The following is a 16,076-nucleotide window of genomic DNA, read 5'->3' on the forward strand; positions in this document are numbered from 1 at the left end:
GCTCTGCCGCCCTGCCGTTATGGCCAAGGGTCCGACTATGCGCGAGAGGACATGGCTTTCCCAGGCCGGGGTTGAAGCCGCGCCGGGACATGGCGTTGATCTCCCCGCCGCCTCATGCCAAGTCAGGAGGACGACCCAGGCAGGCCTTGGCGGACTGTGTCAGGCCGCCCGGAAGTATCGGATCAGTTCGAGATCATCGGCGGAGAGTTCGAGTTCCGCCATCAGCGAAGACAAGCGATCCTCAGCCCAATCCTGGATTTCTCCTTCCGGATAATGGGACACGGCATGAGCCATCATGCAGAGGGAGAGGAGCTTGGTTGTTTTATCCCCCTCCCTGAAGACCTCAACGATGTGTTCGACGGCGTCGTCGAGTATCTCAACGGATAGGTCGGTTGACGAACCGCTCATGGCGTCGCCTTTCTTTACATTCCTGGAGTGTAGACAGAACGTGGAACGTAAATAAAGGATTACAAGCTATCCTGGCCGTGACTGCATATTTTCCTATTTCCTCGCGCTGGGAGTGACTGCGGGAGGCTGATCGCCAGGCCACATGACGTTGCACCCGGTTGTAGAAAGCCAAAGGAGAGGCTTCGTTTCGTGGCGCGGCCTTGAAGGCGCTGCGGCCTCAGGCCTCAACAGGAATGCGGAGGAAGCGCGACGGCTTTCCCCCCTTCCGCCGCACCTCCGATTTGCCTGCGAGGAGGGCGCGAACATCACCGATGACAGGTCAGCCTCCTGAAGAGACTTCAGGGAAGCCGGGCGGATTTCACGCCGCCCGGCTCGGTTCACGTCAGTCCAGCGTGGCGCCGGAGACTTCGACCAGACCTTTCCAGACCTGCTCCTGCGCGCGCAGATACTCGCCGAAGGCTGCCGGAGACTCGTCCCAGACCGGGGCGAAGCCCAGGGGCTCCATCTTGGCGCGGAAGGCATCGGACTCCGCCACCTGCCGGATGGCACGGTGCAGGACGGCAATACGATCCTGGGGCGTGCCCGCAGGCGCCATGACAGCATACCAGGACTGGGAGTCGATCCCGGAATTCGGCAGCAGCTCCTGCATGCCGGGAACCTCGCGCAGTTCCGGCACATAGGTCACGCGCCCGGCGCTGCCGACCGCCAGGGCCCGCAGCCGCCCCTCCCGCACATGCGGCATCAGCGCCGGGATGACGTCGAACATCATGTCGACATTGCCGGCCAGCAGATCCTGGATCGCGGGCGCGCCACCGCGATAAGGCACATGCGTGATCTCCACCCCCGCCGCGCGGTTCAGCGCCGCCAGCGACAGATGGCTGACGGCGCCGGTGCCCGAGGAGGCCATGGTGATCCGCCCCGGCTTCTCCTTGGCCGCGGCGATCAGTTCCGCGAAGTCCTTCCAGGGCCGGTCAGCCTTCACCACCAGCAGCACCGTGCCAGTGGCGACGCGGCAGATGGGCGCCAGATCGGTCACGGGGTCGAAGGACATCGACCGGCGAAAGAGGAACTTGTTCGCCGCCAGGATGGTCGCGGTGCCCAGCAGCAGCGAGTAGCCGTCCTTCGGGGATTTAGCGACGTTGTCTCCGCCAAGATTGCCGCCGGCGCCGCCACGGTTCTCAACGATCAGGCTCTGGCCCAGGATCGGCGGCAGCATCTCCGCCAGCAGGCGCCCTGTCAGATCGACGGCGCCGCCGGGGGTGAAGGGCACCACCAGACGGACGGGATGAGCGGGGAAGCTTTCCTGCGCCTGAGATGGCGAAGCCCCGGCCAGGGAGGCCAGGCCGGCGACGAAGGGTGTGGCCAGAAGGGCGCGGCGACTGGTCATACTGTTTTCCCTGAATGCGGTCATATCGATATGATACATCCGTTGCAGCAACACATGTTGCGTGCAACATTTATTTCATGACCCCTCCATCCCCCCTGGATCTGTTGCGGCGCGCCCTGCCTGACCTGCCGCCCAGATTGCAGGAAGTCGCCCGCTACATCGCCCGGCATGATTTCGACGCCGCCACCCGCTCGATGCGCGAACTGGCGGCGGCCGCCGGGGCGCAGCCCGCCAGCTTCACGCGGCTGGCGCAGGCACTGGGCTATGCCGGCTGGGACGCGCTGCGGGACGCGTTGATCGAGGCGCACCGCCAGGCCAGGCTTGCGACCGGTGGCCCCTTCAGCAAGCGCATCCGCCAGGGACGGCCCGCCACGCCCGACCCGGCCGCCGCCATGGCGGGGGACATGCTGGCCGCCGATGCCGCCGGCCTCACCCGCCTGGATGGCGAGCGCATCGGCCATGCGGCCGAGGCGCTGCACCTCGCGCCGAGCATCTGGGTCGTGGGCTTCCGCTCCTGCCGCGCCGTCGCGAATCTGCTGCATTATCAGCTCAGCCTGTTCCGCCCTCACGCGGTGCGGCTGGTGGGCGGCGACCGGCCGGAGGATCTCGACCTCGGCGCCTTCCAGCCGAAGGATGTGGTGCTGCTCGTCACCTTCGCCCCCTATTCCCGCACCAGCTTGCAGGCGGCGCGGGCGGCGCGCGAGGCCGGCTGCGTCATCGTCGCGATCGCCGACTGTGGCGACGCGCCGACCTGCGAGGGTGCCGATCATTTCCTGCCCTTCGAGGCCGCCGCCGCGCCCGGCTTCTTCCCCAGCCTGACCGGCGCCCTGGCCACGGCCCAGGCGCTGGTCGCCGCCTCCTTCCTGCTGGGCGGCGATGCCGCGCTGGCGCGGCTGCACGAGGCCGAGGACCGGCTGGCCGCCCTCTCCCAATATCTTCCCAACGAGGATTCCCAGGCATGACACGCATCCTGCACCGCAGCTCGCGCAGCGCGCCGCCCGTCGCGGCCTCGGCCCAGGGCTCCTGGATCACCGAGGCCGGGGGCCGCCGACTACTGGATGCCTGCGGCGGAGCGGCGGTTTCCTGCCTCGGCCACGGGCATCCGCGCGTGGTGGAGGCCATCCGCCGCCAGGCCGGGCAGCTGGACTACGTGCATTCCGGCGCCTTCTCCAACGCCGCCGCCGAGGAACTGGCGGAGGTGCTGGTGGGGCATGAGCCCGGCGGGCTGGCCGGCGCCTATTTCGTCTCCAGCGGCTCGGAGGCCATGGAGGCGGCGCTGAAGCTGGCGCGGCAGTATTTCCTGGAGCGTGGGCAGGACCAGCGGCAGCACTTCATCGCGCGGCGGCAGAGCTATCACGGCAATACGCTGGGCGCGCTGGCGGTGGGCGGCAACGCGCAGCGCCGGGCACCCTATGCGCCGCTGCTGGCCGAGGCCTTCAGCCATGTCTCGCCCGCCTATGCCTATCGCGGCCAGCAGGCCGGAGAGAGCGAGGCGGCCTATGCCGCCCGCCTCGCCGCAGAACTGGAAGCCGAGTTCCAGCGTCTCGGCCCGGATACTGTCGCGGCCTTCATCGCCGAGCCGGTGGTGGGTGCCACGCTGGGCTGTGCCCCTGCCCCCGCCGGCTATTTCCGCGCGGTGCGGGACGTCTGCGACCGTCATGGCGCGCTGCTGATCCTGGACGAGGTGATGTGCGGCATGGGCCGTACCGGCACGCTGCATGCCTGGGAGCAGGAAGGGATCGCCCCGGATATCCAGACCATCGCCAAGGGGCTGGGCGGCGGCTTCCAGCCCATCGGCGGACTGTTGATCGCCAGCCCGATCCTGGATGCCATCCGCGACGGTTCCGGCAGTTTCAAGCACGGCCATACCTATGTCGCGCATCCCATCGCCTGCGCCGCCGCGCTGGAAGTACAGCATGTGATCCGGGAGGAAGGGCTGCTGCCACGGGTGCAGGCACTGGGCGAGCGTCTGCGGCAGGGGCTGGAGGCACGGCTGGGCCAGCACCCGCATGTCGGCGACATCCGCGGGCGCGGGCTGTTCCAGGCCATCGAGCTGGTGGCCAACCGCGACGGCAAGACCTGCTTCGACCCGGGTTTGCAGGTGAACCTGCTGATCCGTGACGCGGCGCTGGCCGCCGGCGTGCTCTGCTACCCCGGCGGCGGCACGGCCGATGGGCTGCATGGCGACCATGCCCTGCTGGCCCCGCCCTATACCGCCACCGAGGAGGAGATCGACATCATCGTCGATGCCATGGGCCAGGCGGTCGACCGCGTCACCTCCACCCTGCGGCGGGAGGCGCGGGCATGACCCGGCTGGCCATCGCCCGCCTCTGGCACGAGGGCAATTCCTTCAGCCCGGTGCCGACGGAGATGGAGGATTTCCTCGCCTCCGAATGGGTGGCCGGCAAGGCCGCGCGGGAAGTCTACGGCGATACCGAGACCGAGATCGGCGGCGCGCTGGATTTCCTCAGCGCGCATCCGGGCTGGGAGGCGGTCTTCCTGCGCCAGGCCGCGGCGATGCCCAGCGGCCTGATGCGGCGCGAGGTCTTCGAGCAGGTCTGCGCGGAAATCACCGGCGGACTGAAGGATGGCGGCTTCGATGCCGTCTACCTCTCGCTGCACGGCGCACTTGTGGTGGAGGAACTGCCGCTGGCCGATCTGGAACTGATCCGGCGCGTGCGCCAGGCCATCGGGCCGGAGGCGAAGCTGGCGGCCAGCTTCGACCTGCATGCCAATATGCACCCGGAGATCGCCTCGCTGATCGATATCGGCACGGCCTACCGGACGCATCCCCATGTGGATATGCGCTCCACCGGCCGCCGCGCGGTGGACCTGCTGCGGGAGGCGGTGGAGGGCCGCATCCGCCCGGTGGGCCGCATCGCCAAGCTCAACGCCATCCTGCCCAGCATCAACATGCGGACCGCCACCGGCCCGATGGCGGAGATGGAGGCCGCCGCCCGCGCGGCAGAGGCCCTGCCGGGCGTGCTGGATTGCAGCATCTTCGGTGGTTTCAGCTATGGCGACACGCCATCGGCCGGGGGCAGCGTCATGGTCTTCGCGGATGCCGATGCGGCGCTGGCGGAAAGCACGGCGGCCTCGCTGCTGCGGGAATACGAAGCGCGGCGCGATGCCTTCTTCATCAGCCTGCCCAGCGCGGCGGAAGGGTTGCGGCAGGCTCTCTCCGGCGGCCCCCTGCCCACCGCCATCGTCGATGCGGGGGACAACCCCTATTCCGGCGGCATCGGCGACACGCCGGAGCTGATCCGTGCCGTGCTGGACTGCCAGCCGCAGTTGCCCACCGTGGTCGCCTTCTATTGTGACCCCGGGCTGGTGCAGCGGGCTCAAACGGCGGGTTCCGGGGCTCCGCTCTCCGGCCATTTCGGTGCGCGGCTGACGCGCGACTATGGGGCGCCCGTGCCTTTCTCCGGCACCGTGGACCTGCTGACCAACGGCCGCTTCCGCAACCGTGGCCCGGTGCTCGGCGGCATGATGGTGGAACTGGGCCCGACGGCCGTGATCCGCATCGGCCAGGTGCGGGTGATCGTCACCTCGCGCTGCGTCTCGCCCAGCGACCCCGGCTTCTTCGACCTGCACCGGGTGGATGTGACGCAGCCGGGCCTGCTCTGCGTGAAGGCGAAGAACCACTTCCGCGCGGCCTTCTCCTCCCTCCTGCCACGCATGATCGACGTGGACGCGCCCGGCCCCGCGGCGCTGGAGATCCGCTCCTTCCGCTTCCGCCACGCGCCGGCCGGGATCTACCCGCTGTCGGACGCGGCCTGAGGCTGGAGATATCCCCAGATCTCGGGGACAGGCCTGTGGATCACCGCGTGGATGGCATGTTGATGGATGGACTTAACGGCGGTTTTCCGCCGGTTCGCGGCCCCTTCCCGCTCAGCTCCGCGCTGCTGCCTGGCCGGGCTCGCGGCCCTCGCGTGCCTGGCTGGCGTAGATGAGGTCGATCAGGTCGGTCGCCGCCGCGTCCACATTCGCGGTGGCGCTGGCCAGCATGGTGGCGGTGATGACGAGATCGCCGCCTTCCCGCCGCCGCTTGCGCGTCACCACGGAGAAGCGGGCGCCCAGGCGCTGCTTCAGCTCATCGGCGGCGGCTTCCACCGCCACGTCATCCGCCCCCTGAAGCATCACGCGAATGCCGGTCTGCCGCTGATCCATCGCAAGCCCTCCGAAACACTGTTGCCCGAAGTCTGGCGGCGGGCGCCCCGGCCCGCCAGGGCGGAAAAGCGGGGATTACGGGGGAACATGGGGATGACATGCCGTCACGCCGCCCGGCATCGGCCGCGCCGCCCCCTTGCCCTCCACCGACGCGCCGGCATCCGGTGGAGCCGGGCGGGGCTCAGTCCGCGGCGCCGAATTCCAGCAAGCTGATCAGCGCACGGGCCTGTCTGATCAGCGCCGTCACGGAACAGGATGGTCCACCCTCCGGCAAGGCCGCGATGAGCCTCTCCAGATACTCCATGTCGTTCCGCGCGGCCTGCAGCAGCTTCTCAGCAACCTTGTCCATGCCCACCCCGATCTTCCGAACCGGTGAATGCGCCACCGACCAGCGCAACACGGCGGCCCGCACGCATTAGAAACGAATCATCTATAACTTGTCATTTTGTCTCATTAATAGCTAAATCTTTGCCGTTAGACGAAGTTTTCGTCGGAAAACTTGCGCCTCGCAGAAGTTCGGGAAAAGACCGGCGCGCAAGATGCCGCCCGCAGGTCGCGGGACGGAGATTCCGGCACGGCTGAGTTTCGACGGGGTGGCGGCGGGGCGTTGCCGAACTCCTCCTGCCCAGCCACATGGAAGCAGGGAAATGGCCCCTTGGAGGAAGAGATGTCCGACGAACTGCCCGCCGAACTGCAGCAAGGTCATACTTTCACGGCCGTGCTGGGCGCGCTGATGGGGACGCTCGCGATGAAGGGCGTGCTTTCGAGAACAGAGCTGCTGGCGATCTTCGAGACCGCCGACCAGATGCTGCCGGACAGCGCCCGCGACCTGGGGGCGGAGACGATGACAGCGATCCGCGACCTGGTGATGTCGGCCGTGCCGGACGAGCCGCGGGACAGGATATGACATGAAGAAGGCCGGACGACGTTGAAACGCCCTTGGCGGTGGGCGGCCGATCCAGGCCAGTTTGCATGCCGATGCCGGAAAGGGACTCGTGTCGCCGCATGAATCGGCTAGAAGGGCGCCTGTATTGAACAAAGCTTAGGCTCGGCAGGACAGGCGATGACACCAGAAGTTAGAGTGGTGCGGGAAATCCCGCGTGTCCTGTCCGTTGCCTTGGCGATCTGCGGCTTTTCCTGGCAGGCCCTGGCGCAGGAAGTTCCGGCTGAAGCCGCCGAAGGGGAACATTTCTTCCTGCGGCTGGGCTATGGCCTGCTGCAGTATGAAACCAGCGGCCGCGCATCGGTGCACGGCGCCCGCATCGATGACGCGAAGATCGCGTTCGGCGGACAGTCCGCCGTCCTGCTGGAAGCCGGGTGGCGGTTCGCGCCGTCCTGGAGCGTATCCGTCCTGAGCGGCCTGCCGCCAACGGTGGCGCTGGAGGGGCGCAACGCCTTCGAGAGCTTCGGCACGGTAAGCAAGGTCACCTACGGCTCTGTCATGCTGGGCATGCAATACCACCCGCTGCAGTTCAGCCGCTTCGATCCCTATGTGGGGGCCGGCATCGACTATACCGCCATCTTCAACACCAGCGGCGGTTCCCTGCCGGGCCTGCATGTCCGGAACGCCTACGGGCCCGTCCTGCAGGCCGGCTTCGAATACGGGCTGACACGCAACCTCGCGCTGTACGCGGATGCGCGGAAGGTGTGGCTGAAATTCCGCGCCAAGGGCATGGTGCCGCATCCGGTGGCGCCTTACCCCGTGCAGGTCTCCGTCACGCCAAACCCGGTCGTCCTGAGCGTCGGGCTGACCTACCGGTTCTGAGTCTGGCCGGAGGCCGGCGGGTCAGGTGAGATACGCCGCGCGCCGGACCGGCATGGATTCCTGCGGGCGGCCCAGCAGGTATCCCTGCCCGAAATGGATACCATTCCGCCGGAGCCATTCGAGCTGCTCCGGCTCCTCGATACCTTCGGCGACGACATAGGCGTTCAGGTCCGCCGCCAGCCGCGTGATCGTGCGGTAGATGGCGGCGACCTTCGGGTCCGGCAGCCGCTTCGTGAAGCTGCGGTCGATCTTGATTCCATCCACCTCGATGCTGAGAAGATAGCTCAGGGATGAATAGCCGGTGCCGAAATCATCGAGCACCAGCTTGATCCCGTTGGCGCGTAGCGTCTGGAGCTGCTGCAGGGAGGATGGTGAAAAGTTCAGCAGCAGCGTCTCCGTAATCTCGAGCGCCAGCCGCCCGGGTTCCAGCCCGGTCTCGCCGAGGATGCGGGAGACGATGGCCGGCAGCTGGCCGCTGTCGAGCTGGCCGGGAGACAGGTTGACGTTGACCTGGATCGGCGCCTCCCATTCCACCGCGTCCTGGCAGGCCGCCCGCAGGATCAACTCGCCAAGCTGGTCGATCAGGCCGCATCTCTCCGCCGTCTCGACGAAGATGTTGGGCGGGATGGTCCCGCGAATCGGGTGCCGCCAGCGGGCGAGCGCCTCGGCGCAGATGACCTGGCCGGTCATGATGTCGACGATCGGCTGGTAGGCCACCGTGATCTGGCCCTGCTTGATAGCCTGGCTGAGCTCGACCTCCTGAAGCAGTCTCTTGCGGTACTCCTGCTCCATCCATGGCTCGAACAGGCAGGCAGTCCCCTTGCCCTGCTCCTTGGCCTTGTAGAGGGCCAGGTCGGTGAGCATCAGCATACGCGGCGCATCGTCACCGACGCCCTCGGAGGCGCTGACGCCGAGGCTCGCCCCCGGCACGATCGTCAGGTCATTGATCCTGGTGGGCTGGGAGATGGCCTTGGCCAGCCGCGTCGCCACATCATGCCCCTGCTCCGCGTCCAGGTCATAAAGCAGCACAGCGAACTCATCGCCACCAAGCCGCCCAGCCGCGTCGCCAGAACGGATCACAGCCTGGATGCGCTCCGCGACCGAGATCAGCAGGGCGTCGCCGATATGGTGGCCATAGCTGTCGTTCTTGCCCTTGAAGTCATCGAGGTCGATGCTGGCGAGGGCGAAGGGACGCCCCTCCAGGCAGGCCTGCTCCACGAGGCTGACAAAGGCCTTGCGGTTCAGCAGGCCCGTCAGCCCGTCATGGTTCGCCATGAAGGCCAGCTTCCTGTCCGCCTCATAGCGCTCCGTGATGTCGCGGCCGATGCCGCGGAAGCCTGTCAGCCTGCCCTTGGTGTCGAAGACAGGATGGCCCGTGAGCGCGAACCAGCGCGTCTGCCCGCCCCCGGCCAGCGTCGTGACCATGTCCCGGAAGGCGAGTTGCCGGCGGAAGCAGTCTGCCAGGTCGGGCAGGCGGTGCTCCTCCGCTCTCCCGCCACCGGACTCAGGCCGCAGCAGGTCCGGCAGCCGCTTGCCGAGGAGGCTCCGTTCCTCCAGGCCGGTGGAACTCGCCAGATTGGCGGGAACGAAGCGGAGGTAGCCCTTCGCGTCGGTTTCCCACAGCCAGTCGGGCGAGCCTTCCCGGTATTCGCGCAGGAAGACCTTCACCGTCGTGATCTCCCGCTGCAACGCCGCCCGCGCCTCTGCTCGCCCGTTGAAAGTCCAGTTCGTGCAGAGGATGCCGCCCGCGGCGTAGAGCGTGAAGGACATGAAGGCGATGGTCGCCACCGGGTCGGGCTGCGTCATCGTGAAGGTCACGGCGATCACCGAGAGGATGGCATCCGGTATGAAGAAGCCGAATGCCACCGACAGCGGAACGCTGATGATGGGCGTGGAGACGACGCCGCAGGCCAGGGCCAGGATCAGCGCCATCTGGTTCGGCTCGCCGTAGAAGGCGAGGAGGTTGATGACGCTGCCCCAGCTGAAGCCCAGGCCGATAAAAAGTCCCCTCGCCCGCCGCAGGAAGCCGAAGTCATCGGCGTCCTTCTTCCAACGCAGCGCGGAGCGGAAGATCGCGCCGTAGAACAGGACGACCAGCGCGGCGCTGATGAGTATCAGCGGGCGTTCCAGCGGCCGGAAATGCGCAGAGATGAAGACGCAGTTGATGATGCCGGCGACGGGAAAGAGCAGCGACAGGAAGAACAACAGGCCCGCCTGCTCGCGCCGCAGCGCCACCCCCTGCTCCGGGGACAGCCGCCCGGGTTGGGAGAGCGTACGCAGGGCCGCCCTGGCCCGGTTGGCCAGGGTGGAGAAGGAGGGCCGGTTTTTCAACGCCGCCATACCTGCGCGATGCGTGGCAGGAGCATGCCGGTCCGGCGCTGATACCCGGCATAGGACGCGGCCATCGGAGATTGAGAGAAGCGTGCCTCCTCGGCGCGCGCCGTCGCATAGTACCAGCCGATGAGCCCGACTGCGGCGATCCATTGAAGGCCGCCGGCGGCGACCGCCGCACCAAGCCAGAAGATGCAGTACGACAGGTAGAAAGGGTGCCGGACATAGGCAAAGGGCCCGGCTTCATGCAGCATCTGCGGCGTATCGCCGGTATGGGCGAGATGGGGCGGGCTATGCTTCGTGGCCTGGACGGCCCACCAGAAGAGCGCCGTCGCGCCGGCCGAGGCGGCGATGGACACCATTCCCCCGCGCATGCCGACGCCATGGCTGAGGACGAGGAACAGGAACAACAGGGTGGCGGCGCTGCTGGCGAGGGTCAGCGCGCGCATTCCTGGCGGCATCCCGCCTTCCGCGCGGAAATGGCGCCGCAGGCCCCAGGCGAAGGAGCCAAGCGCCGCCGCCGCGGCCGCGATGATAAGGACGGGCAACATGGAATCCCCGATGTTGTTCATGGTCAGGCCAGAGAGAGCGCGACAGGCTCCCCCCCGAAAAAGCCATTCAGGTTGCCGGTCGTGCCGCCCAGCGGGTCCATCACGGGAACCTTCTGCCGCAGTTTGTCGTAGCGTTGCCGGTCGCTGGCCATGAGCTGCATCTTACACGTCAGTCCGGGATAGGCACGCGGCTCAGACACCGCTTGATAACCAAGCCGGCGATAGAATGGTGCGTGGTTGGTGCGGACGCAGGCCAGATGGATCTGGCTGTGCGCGCAGAGCGCGATATAACCGGCCATACGGTAGAGGAGGAAAACGAGACCCTGGTTGTTCTCGGCCTCCGGGCTGCGGACCAACCGCGTGACCTCGATGCCACGCCCGGCGAAGGGGTTGGCAGGGTCCGCATTCAGCAGCGCCTCCACCTCCTCCGGGTAAGTGTCCAGTGCTGGCGAAATAAGGTCGGAGCCGCGGGCGAGGAGGCAGGTCCGGACCGAAGCAAGCGGGGTTTCATGGTCATAGATGACAATGGTGCTAGCGTTCGGCAACTCGTCGTACTTGTCCTTGAACAGCCCCGAGCTATTCGGTTGTATATGCCCCGCGTTTAGGTAGCAGAGGTATCGAAGCTTGTAAGCATCTCGCCTCACCTCATCCGCAAGGGCGAGTCGCGCGTAGTACTGTGTGGGCTTGCTGAGCGGCTGCCTGGCCAATGCGGGCCTGACGCCCAGATGGGCGTGTTGTGCTGCTGCGGTAGTGTGAACAAGCGGGGTCGTGGAAGAAGAAGACGGCACCATAGATCTCCTGCGAAATGGCTCCACGCCGCAGGACAGGCGAGTTCAACCCGACGCTCCGGGCGTGGTTCACAGTGTTTACTATGGCTGTGGCGAAGGATGCTGACGGGAACCGCTCGCCTGATGGCGCGGCAGCGCGGATCTCTTCCGTCAGCGAAATGCCACGACATACCCTTGCCCGCAGCATCGGGCGCGCGCAGGCGCAGGTTGCTCCCCCAGGCCATGAACCCCATGAGAACAGAGTTCAGCCGTGCAGTTCTTCCAACCTGTTGAAACCCTGTCGGACTTCTATTCCCTCGATGAGGGAGACGTCCTTTGCGGGTATATGGACGGCATCCAGGGCCTGCCATGCGACGTCCAGCAGGTCTCACGATCCTACTGGCACGGCTGGCGCAATGGCGTGGTGGATGGCGGCTTCATCGAACCGGATGAAGCGCATCAGAAGCTCGAAGCCGCGTTCCTGAACTTTCATTCGCGGTAATCGCCTATAGGCTGGATCACCCGGCATCTGAGCTTGTCGCCGATGGCATGAAACACCAGCGGTCTGGCGAAGGAGTGGCGTGGAGGACCGTAGCCGCGGAGCGCTTGGCGCGGTACCGGAACAAAGGGCTGATGCGGCGAAAGGGACACGCATATGAGCCCGGCGCGTTCGCTACGTCCTGAAGTAGCGCACCAGTTCCAACTCATCCGCCGTCAGGTCCAGCTGGCCGATCAGCGCCGCGAGGCGGTCCTCGGCCCAGTCCTGTAGCTCCCCGGCAGGATAGGCCTTAACGGTGCGGGCCATCATGCACAGCGCCAGAACTCGCGTGTGGCGTGTCCCCTCATCGAACACAGCCCCAATCTGCTCGACTGCATCGTCAAGAAATCTGACAGGCACGGCGTACAACGAGGTACTCATTCCATGGACCCCCAATTACCTATGGGAAATTATATGCCACCCAGGGTTGTTTATTAAGTAGCAGGTATGGATCCACTATGGAAGCGCAACATTTTTTTACCTCAACCCTGGGATGCATAACCTTCAAAATACAGGTCGTTAGAGGAACCATAAGCTAGGCATATTTGCGTGTCTGGCGTCCATCGTGCCAAGCTCTGCGGAGCCGGTCCTGTGCCCTGACCGAATAAGGGCCGCTTCAGTAACGGGGCATCCTTCGTCAAGCCGAGAATGGCGCGTGGTGGGGTCCGCGTGTGCAAGCTGTGCCGCGGCTTCCTGATGACGCTAGGTCCTGATCACTGCTGCTGCTCAGCGAATTCCCTCACCTGAGATCACCTCGGGTTTATGCTTCGGTCCGTGGTCAGCGCGATGGCTGCCAACATGATGCTGGTCCAATTGAGGGTCCGATGCGCCCATCTCATAGGCGTGCTCGACTTTGGGTCGGCGACAGTCCTGACCACGGCGTCATCGGAACCCCGTCCCGGTGGGGACCTCGAAAGTCTACGTTCAGGCAGACATCAGTGGCAGCTTGCGGCCTTCACCTTGGCGATCATACGCCAACGTGCCCTGGCGCGGCATCCAGACGGAAATCTGTGCCATCGCCCCACATCCGGTGAAGGATCGTCCCGATCCGCCGTGCCAAGGCCACCATCGCCCGTTTGATGCCTCGCCGCTGCCGCACTTGGACAGCCCAGCTTCTGAGCCAGGATGCGGGGCCCCGATGCATCAACACGGTGGCCGCCTGGCACAAGGCTCGTCGGAGATTGGCATCCCCGGCCCGCGTGATGCCGCCTGTGACATCGCGTTCGCCGGATTGATGGCGCGATGGCGTCAGGCCAACCCATGGATCAACCTTCTTGGACGAGGTGGAACCGGGACGGATCATCGACGGCCGAACGAAAGGTCAAGGCGACCACGGCGCCGACGCCCGGCATGGTCATCATGCGGCAGCAGATGGGATCATCCTTGGCCAGCACCCGAACCACACGCTCGAGCCCGGCCAGTTCCTGGCGTAGGCCGTCGCGCGCCCGGAGCATCGGAGCCGAGGCAGCTTCCAGCATGGCATTGCCCTCAACCAGCTCGCGAACCCGGACCTCAAAGCGACCGCGCGAGATCTGCCCTACCTGGAGTCCGAAGTTCCTCAACAAGCCGCGCAGCGACAACTCGATCGCGATCATGCTCTGCTGGATGGCTTTGCGCGCGCCAAGTAAGGCACGGACTTCCTGGGCCGAGACGGATTTGCAGTGCACCGGCCTGAACCAGCCCAGGTGGAGCAGCCGCGCGATGCCCTCGGCATCGCGCCGATCGGTCTTGATCGGCATCGCCTGCAAGGCCCCTTTGACCTGACGGGTCTCCATAAGAACGACATCTGCGCCAGCCTCGCTGAGGCCGCGATGCAGCCACTGCGACAAAGGCCCGGCCTCAAGACCCATCATGGTCACTTCGCCGTCCAAGCTGCCCGTGAACTGCGCGATCACCGCCGGATCGCTGGCAACCTGCGCCTCCCTCACGATCTTGCCGTGCTCATTGAGCGCGCAGACCGCTGTCTTGGCCAAGAGAGAATCACGCAGCGCTCTGTGGCTCAACCCTGTTTATGGGTCCTGACCCTAGGTAGAAAACCCATACAACTTATTGGCGCTGCTGGTGTTTTATCTCCTGAACGGGTTTGAACGGCTCAGGAGGCTGAGATGGCGCGGTTGTTCTGGCTGTCGGATGAGGCTTGGGCTGCCATTGAGCCACACCTGCCGCGCGGCAGGCCAGGCAAGCCCCGCGTGGATGACCGGCGGGTGATCAGCGGCATCCCGCACGTGCTCAAGACCGGTTGCCGTTGGCGCGATGTGCCTGCGGCTTATGGTCCGCCGACTACCATCTACAACCGCTTCAACAGATGGACACTTCGAAAAACCTCGCTGTTGACGCGCTGAGCTGATTCACTGAGGTCATCAGCGGAGGCAGTGGCGATGGCGGATCAGCCGGGCTTCTTCGATGTGGATGAGCGGTATGCCGCGCTTTCTGCGGCGGGCGACCCACTGGAGCGCCTTTCGAAGGTGGTCGACTTCGAGATTTTCCGTCCCGTGCTGGATGCGGCGCTGGCGCGCTCGGACCGCAGCCGCGGCGGACGCCCGCCCTATGATGCGGTGCTGATGTTCCGCATCCTGGTGTTGCAGGCGCTCTACAGCCTCTCCGACGAGCAGGCCGAGTTCCAACTGCGCGACCGGCTGTCCTTCATGCGCTTCGTGGGGCTTGCCCTGCACCAGGTGGTGCCCGATGCCAAGACGATCTGGCTGTATCGCGAGCAGCTCAAGCAGGCGGGTGCCATGGAGGGGCTGTTCCGCCGCTTTGACGAGGTGCTGGCGGCCAAAGGTTTTCTCGCCATGGGCGGGCAGATCATCGATGCCACGATCATCGCCGCGCCGCGCCAGAAACTCACCATCGAGGAGAAGGCCACCATCCGGGAGGGCGGCACGCCAGAGGGCTGGTCCCGTGCCAAGAGGGCGCAGAAGGATCGGGATGCCCGGTGGACGCTCAAGCGCGGTAAAGCCAAGCCCAAGCCAGAAGGCAATCAGCGCCAGGTCATCCAGATCGCGGTGCCCATCTTCGGTTACAAGAGCCATATCGGCATCGACCGGCGGCATGGATTGATCCGCCGCTGGACGGTCACCGATGCCGCTCAGCACGACAGTCGCAGCTTTCCCGTCCTGCTGGATCCCGAGAACACGGCCAGCCGCGTTTGGGCGGACACGGCCTACCGCACCAAGCGCAATCTGAAAGTGCTGGAGCAGCGCGGCCTGTCCGAGAGGATCCAGTTCCGCCGTCCGCCGCGGCGCCAGCTCTCCGAACAACAGGCGAAGGCCAATGCCACACGCGCCCGGATCCGCTCGGGCATCGAGCACGTCTTCGCCGCCCAGAAGCACCGTATGAGGCTGTTCGTCCGCACCATCGGCATCGCTCGGGCACAGGTGAAGATCGGCATGGCCAATCTCGCCTATAACTTCACCCGCTTGGCGTGGCTCAGCACCCGAACTGCGCCCGCATAACCTCGTAGCCCCCACCAAGGGCGGCACTCGCCGTCCAAAGCCGGTGACCTGGCGGCGTCAGCAAGGGTATGTCACAGCCTGAGGCAACGATCCTGCTCGCCCGCCCGCGCAGCGGCCGGTAATTCGAGGGGTCCAGATGGTCCGGACGCGGCCTGTGGCAGCGCCTGTTCGCGAAGATGGCCGCCTCGGGTGAGGTGCCTCAGGAACTCAGCCTGGACGCCTCCCACGTGAAGGCGCACCGCTCGGCGGCGGGCGGACAAGGGGGGAGTGGACGCAAGCGGTTGGACGCTCGCGCGGCGGCCGCACCTCGAAAATCCATTGCCTGGCCGATGATCATGGCCGACCGGTCGCTTTCGCGCTGACGCCGGGCAATATCGCCGACATCAGCATGGCGCTGCCACTGCTCGGGGCCGTGGCCGCACCGAAGTGCCTCATCGCAGACAAGGCTTATGACGCCGAAAGCCTGCGGCGCTGGCTCAAGGAGCGCCGCATCAAGGCCGTCATCCCTTCCACCGCAACCCGCACCAAGCCCTATCCACTCGACCGGCGCGCCTATCGGCGCCGCAACCAGATCGAGCGCCTGTTCTGCCGTCTCAAGAACTGGCGGCGCGTCGCCACCCGCTACGACCGCCTCGCCCAGAATTACCTGGCCGCACTCGCGCTGATCGCCGCCGTCAGCGAGTGGATCTAAATGAGGCCCCTAC

At 66.1% G+C, this 16,076-nt stretch carries 15 protein-coding genes and 3 pseudogenes; 9 read left to right on the plus strand and 9 right to left on the minus strand.

Annotated elements, in window-relative coordinates:
* Nucleotides 1-159 precede the first annotated feature (159 nt).
* Nucleotides 160-408, minus strand: a complete 249-nt coding sequence (locus tag IAI58_RS12965; RefSeq protein ID WP_207445386.1) for a hypothetical protein — start codon at nucleotides 406-408, stop codon at nucleotides 160-162.
* A 382-nt stretch (nucleotides 409-790) separates the two neighbouring features.
* A complete protein-coding gene (locus IAI58_RS12970) occupies nucleotides 791-1,795 on the minus strand; it encodes a Bug family tripartite tricarboxylate transporter substrate binding protein (protein ID WP_207445385.1) in 1,005 nt (334 codons plus the stop codon).
* Between the two features lie 77 nt (nucleotides 1,796-1,872).
* Here IAI58_RS12970 and IAI58_RS12975 point away from each other — a divergent pair, with 77 nt between their 5' ends.
* The 3 genes from IAI58_RS12975 to IAI58_RS12985 are packed head-to-tail and all read left to right on the plus strand — an operon-like array spanning nucleotide 1,873 to nucleotide 5,575.
* On the plus strand, nucleotides 1,873-2,757 hold the full coding sequence (locus IAI58_RS12975) for a MurR/RpiR family transcriptional regulator (RefSeq protein ID WP_207445384.1): 885 nt from the start codon (nucleotides 1,873-1,875) through the stop codon (nucleotides 2,755-2,757).
* The gene (locus tag IAI58_RS12980) at nucleotides 2,754-4,103 is read left to right on the plus strand and encodes an aspartate aminotransferase family protein (protein ID WP_207445383.1); all 1,350 of its coding nucleotides are present in this window, start codon (nucleotides 2,754-2,756) and stop codon (nucleotides 4,101-4,103) included. Before IAI58_RS12975 ends, IAI58_RS12980 begins: the two co-directional genes overlap by 4 nt.
* Complete coding sequence (locus IAI58_RS12985) at nucleotides 4,100-5,575, plus strand: M81 family metallopeptidase (protein ID WP_207445382.1); 1,476 nt, start codon at nucleotides 4,100-4,102, stop codon at nucleotides 5,573-5,575. The genes IAI58_RS12980 and IAI58_RS12985 overlap by 4 nt, the downstream gene beginning before the upstream one ends.
* Nucleotides 5,576-5,686: 111 nt before the next feature.
* Here the strand turns inward: IAI58_RS12985 and IAI58_RS12990 are convergent, their stop codons facing one another.
* Nucleotides 5,687-5,965 (minus strand): hypothetical protein, encoded by a 279-nt coding sequence (locus IAI58_RS12990; RefSeq protein ID WP_207445381.1) that lies wholly within the window; start codon nucleotides 5,963-5,965, stop codon nucleotides 5,687-5,689.
* Between the two features lie 181 nt (nucleotides 5,966-6,146).
* Nucleotides 6,147-6,314, minus strand: a complete 168-nt coding sequence (locus tag IAI58_RS12995; RefSeq protein ID WP_207445380.1) for a hypothetical protein — start codon at nucleotides 6,312-6,314, stop codon at nucleotides 6,147-6,149.
* A gap of 318 nt (nucleotides 6,315-6,632) precedes the next feature.
* Here IAI58_RS12995 and IAI58_RS13000 point away from each other — a divergent pair, with 318 nt between their 5' ends.
* Together IAI58_RS13000 and IAI58_RS13005 are read left to right on the plus strand one after the other, a co-directional pair.
* Nucleotides 6,633-6,872, plus strand: a complete 240-nt coding sequence (locus tag IAI58_RS13000; protein ID WP_207445379.1) for a hypothetical protein — start codon at nucleotides 6,633-6,635, stop codon at nucleotides 6,870-6,872.
* Nucleotides 6,873-7,028: 156 nt separating this feature from the next.
* Nucleotides 7,029-7,730 (plus strand): OmpW/AlkL family protein, encoded by a 702-nt coding sequence (locus tag IAI58_RS13005; protein ID WP_207445378.1) that lies wholly within the window; start codon nucleotides 7,029-7,031, stop codon nucleotides 7,728-7,730.
* A 21-nt stretch (nucleotides 7,731-7,751) separates the two neighbouring features.
* On the opposite strand, the gene IAI58_RS13010 is transcribed toward IAI58_RS13005, so the two are convergent.
* The 3 genes from IAI58_RS13010 to IAI58_RS13020 all read right to left on the minus strand — a co-directional run bounded on the left by IAI58_RS13010 (nucleotide 7,752) and on the right by IAI58_RS13020 (nucleotide 11,403).
* Nucleotides 7,752-10,061: a putative bifunctional diguanylate cyclase/phosphodiesterase gene (locus IAI58_RS13010; RefSeq protein ID WP_207445377.1), complete on the minus strand. Its 2,310-nt coding sequence runs from the start codon at nucleotides 10,059-10,061 to the stop codon at nucleotides 7,752-7,754.
* On the minus strand, nucleotides 10,058-10,510 hold the full coding sequence (locus IAI58_RS13015; protein ID WP_207445376.1) for a methyltransferase family protein: 453 nt from the start codon (nucleotides 10,508-10,510) through the stop codon (nucleotides 10,058-10,060). Before IAI58_RS13015 ends, IAI58_RS13010 begins: the two co-directional genes overlap by 4 nt.
* Nucleotides 10,511-10,635: 125 nt before the next feature.
* A complete protein-coding gene (locus IAI58_RS13020) occupies nucleotides 10,636-11,403 on the minus strand; it encodes an N-acyl amino acid synthase FeeM domain-containing protein (RefSeq protein WP_208775955.1) in 768 nt (255 codons plus the stop codon).
* Between the two features lie 247 nt (nucleotides 11,404-11,650).
* Here IAI58_RS13020 and IAI58_RS13025 point away from each other — a divergent pair, with 247 nt between their 5' ends.
* Complete coding sequence (locus IAI58_RS13025; RefSeq protein WP_207445374.1) at nucleotides 11,651-11,881, plus strand: hypothetical protein; 231 nt, start codon at nucleotides 11,651-11,653, stop codon at nucleotides 11,879-11,881.
* Nucleotides 11,882-12,052: 171 nt separating this feature from the next.
* Here the strand turns inward: IAI58_RS13025 and IAI58_RS23300 are convergent, their stop codons facing one another.
* Both IAI58_RS23300 and IAI58_RS13030 read right to left on the minus strand, forming a co-directional pair.
* Nucleotides 12,053-12,187 carry a hypothetical protein gene (locus IAI58_RS23300; RefSeq protein WP_272877178.1) on the minus strand — a complete coding sequence of 45 codons (135 nt, stop codon included), beginning with the start codon at nucleotides 12,185-12,187 and terminating at the stop codon, nucleotides 12,053-12,055.
* A gap of 697 nt (nucleotides 12,188-12,884) precedes the next feature.
* Nucleotides 12,885-13,920 (minus strand): annotated as a pseudogene (locus IAI58_RS13030) (IS110 family RNA-guided transposase).
* A 102-nt stretch (nucleotides 13,921-14,022) separates the two neighbouring features.
* Here IAI58_RS13030 and IAI58_RS13035 point away from each other — a divergent pair.
* The 3 genes and pseudogenes from IAI58_RS13035 to IAI58_RS13045 form a co-directional block, all read left to right on the plus strand.
* A pseudogene (locus IAI58_RS13035) lies at nucleotides 14,023-14,235 on the plus strand (transposase); the annotation flags it as partial.
* Nucleotides 14,236-14,295: 60 nt separating this feature from the next.
* Nucleotides 14,296-15,372, plus strand: a complete 1,077-nt coding sequence (locus tag IAI58_RS13040) for an IS5 family transposase (protein WP_207445373.1) — start codon at nucleotides 14,296-14,298, stop codon at nucleotides 15,370-15,372.
* A gap of 256 nt (nucleotides 15,373-15,628) precedes the next feature.
* Nucleotides 15,629-16,063 (plus strand): annotated as a pseudogene (locus IAI58_RS13045) (IS5 family transposase); the annotation flags it as partial.
* Nucleotides 16,064-16,076 lie beyond the last annotated feature (13 nt).

This window comes from Roseomonas marmotae, from assembly GCF_017654485.1.
GTDB classification, from domain to species: Bacteria; Pseudomonadota; Alphaproteobacteria; order Acetobacterales; family Acetobacteraceae; genus Pseudoroseomonas; species Pseudoroseomonas marmotae.

What these genes read in the sequence shown, in the direction of transcription:
- IAI58_RS13040 (WP_207445373.1), top strand. Translation starts at nt 14,296, where the DNA reads ATGGCGGATCAGCCGGGCTTCTTCGATGTGGATGAGCGGTATGCCGCG.
- IAI58_RS12980 (WP_207445383.1), top strand. Translation starts at nt 2,754, where the DNA reads ATGACACGCATCCTGCACCGCAGCTCGCGCAGCGCGCCGCCCGTCGCG.
- IAI58_RS13000 (WP_207445379.1), top strand. Translation starts at nt 6,633, where the DNA reads ATGTCCGACGAACTGCCCGCCGAACTGCAGCAAGGTCATACTTTCACG.
- IAI58_RS12985 (WP_207445382.1), top strand. Translation starts at nt 4,100, where the DNA reads ATGACCCGGCTGGCCATCGCCCGCCTCTGGCACGAGGGCAATTCCTTC.
- IAI58_RS13015 (WP_207445376.1), bottom strand. Translation starts at nt 10,510, where the DNA reads ATGCGCGCGCTGACCCTCGCCAGCAGCGCCGCCACCCTGTTGTTCCTG.
- IAI58_RS12975 (WP_207445384.1), top strand. Translation starts at nt 1,873, where the DNA reads ATGACCCCTCCATCCCCCCTGGATCTGTTGCGGCGCGCCCTGCCTGAC.
- IAI58_RS12995 (WP_207445380.1), bottom strand. Translation starts at nt 6,314, where the DNA reads ATGGACAAGGTTGCTGAGAAGCTGCTGCAGGCCGCGCGGAACGACATG.
- IAI58_RS12965 (WP_207445386.1), bottom strand. Translation starts at nt 408, where the DNA reads ATGAGCGGTTCGTCAACCGACCTATCCGTTGAGATACTCGACGACGCC.
- IAI58_RS12970 (WP_207445385.1), bottom strand. Translation starts at nt 1,795, where the DNA reads ATGACCAGTCGCCGCGCCCTTCTGGCCACACCCTTCGTCGCCGGCCTG.
- IAI58_RS12990 (WP_207445381.1), bottom strand. Translation starts at nt 5,965, where the DNA reads ATGGATCAGCGGCAGACCGGCATTCGCGTGATGCTTCAGGGGGCGGAT.
- IAI58_RS13005 (WP_207445378.1), top strand. Translation starts at nt 7,029, where the DNA reads ATGACACCAGAAGTTAGAGTGGTGCGGGAAATCCCGCGTGTCCTGTCC.
- IAI58_RS23300 (WP_272877178.1), bottom strand. Translation starts at nt 12,187, where the DNA reads ATGATGGCCCGCACCGTTAAGGCCTATCCTGCCGGGGAGCTACAGGAC.
- IAI58_RS13020 (WP_208775955.1), bottom strand. Translation starts at nt 11,403, where the DNA reads ATGGTGCCGTCTTCTTCTTCCACGACCCCGCTTGTTCACACTACCGCA.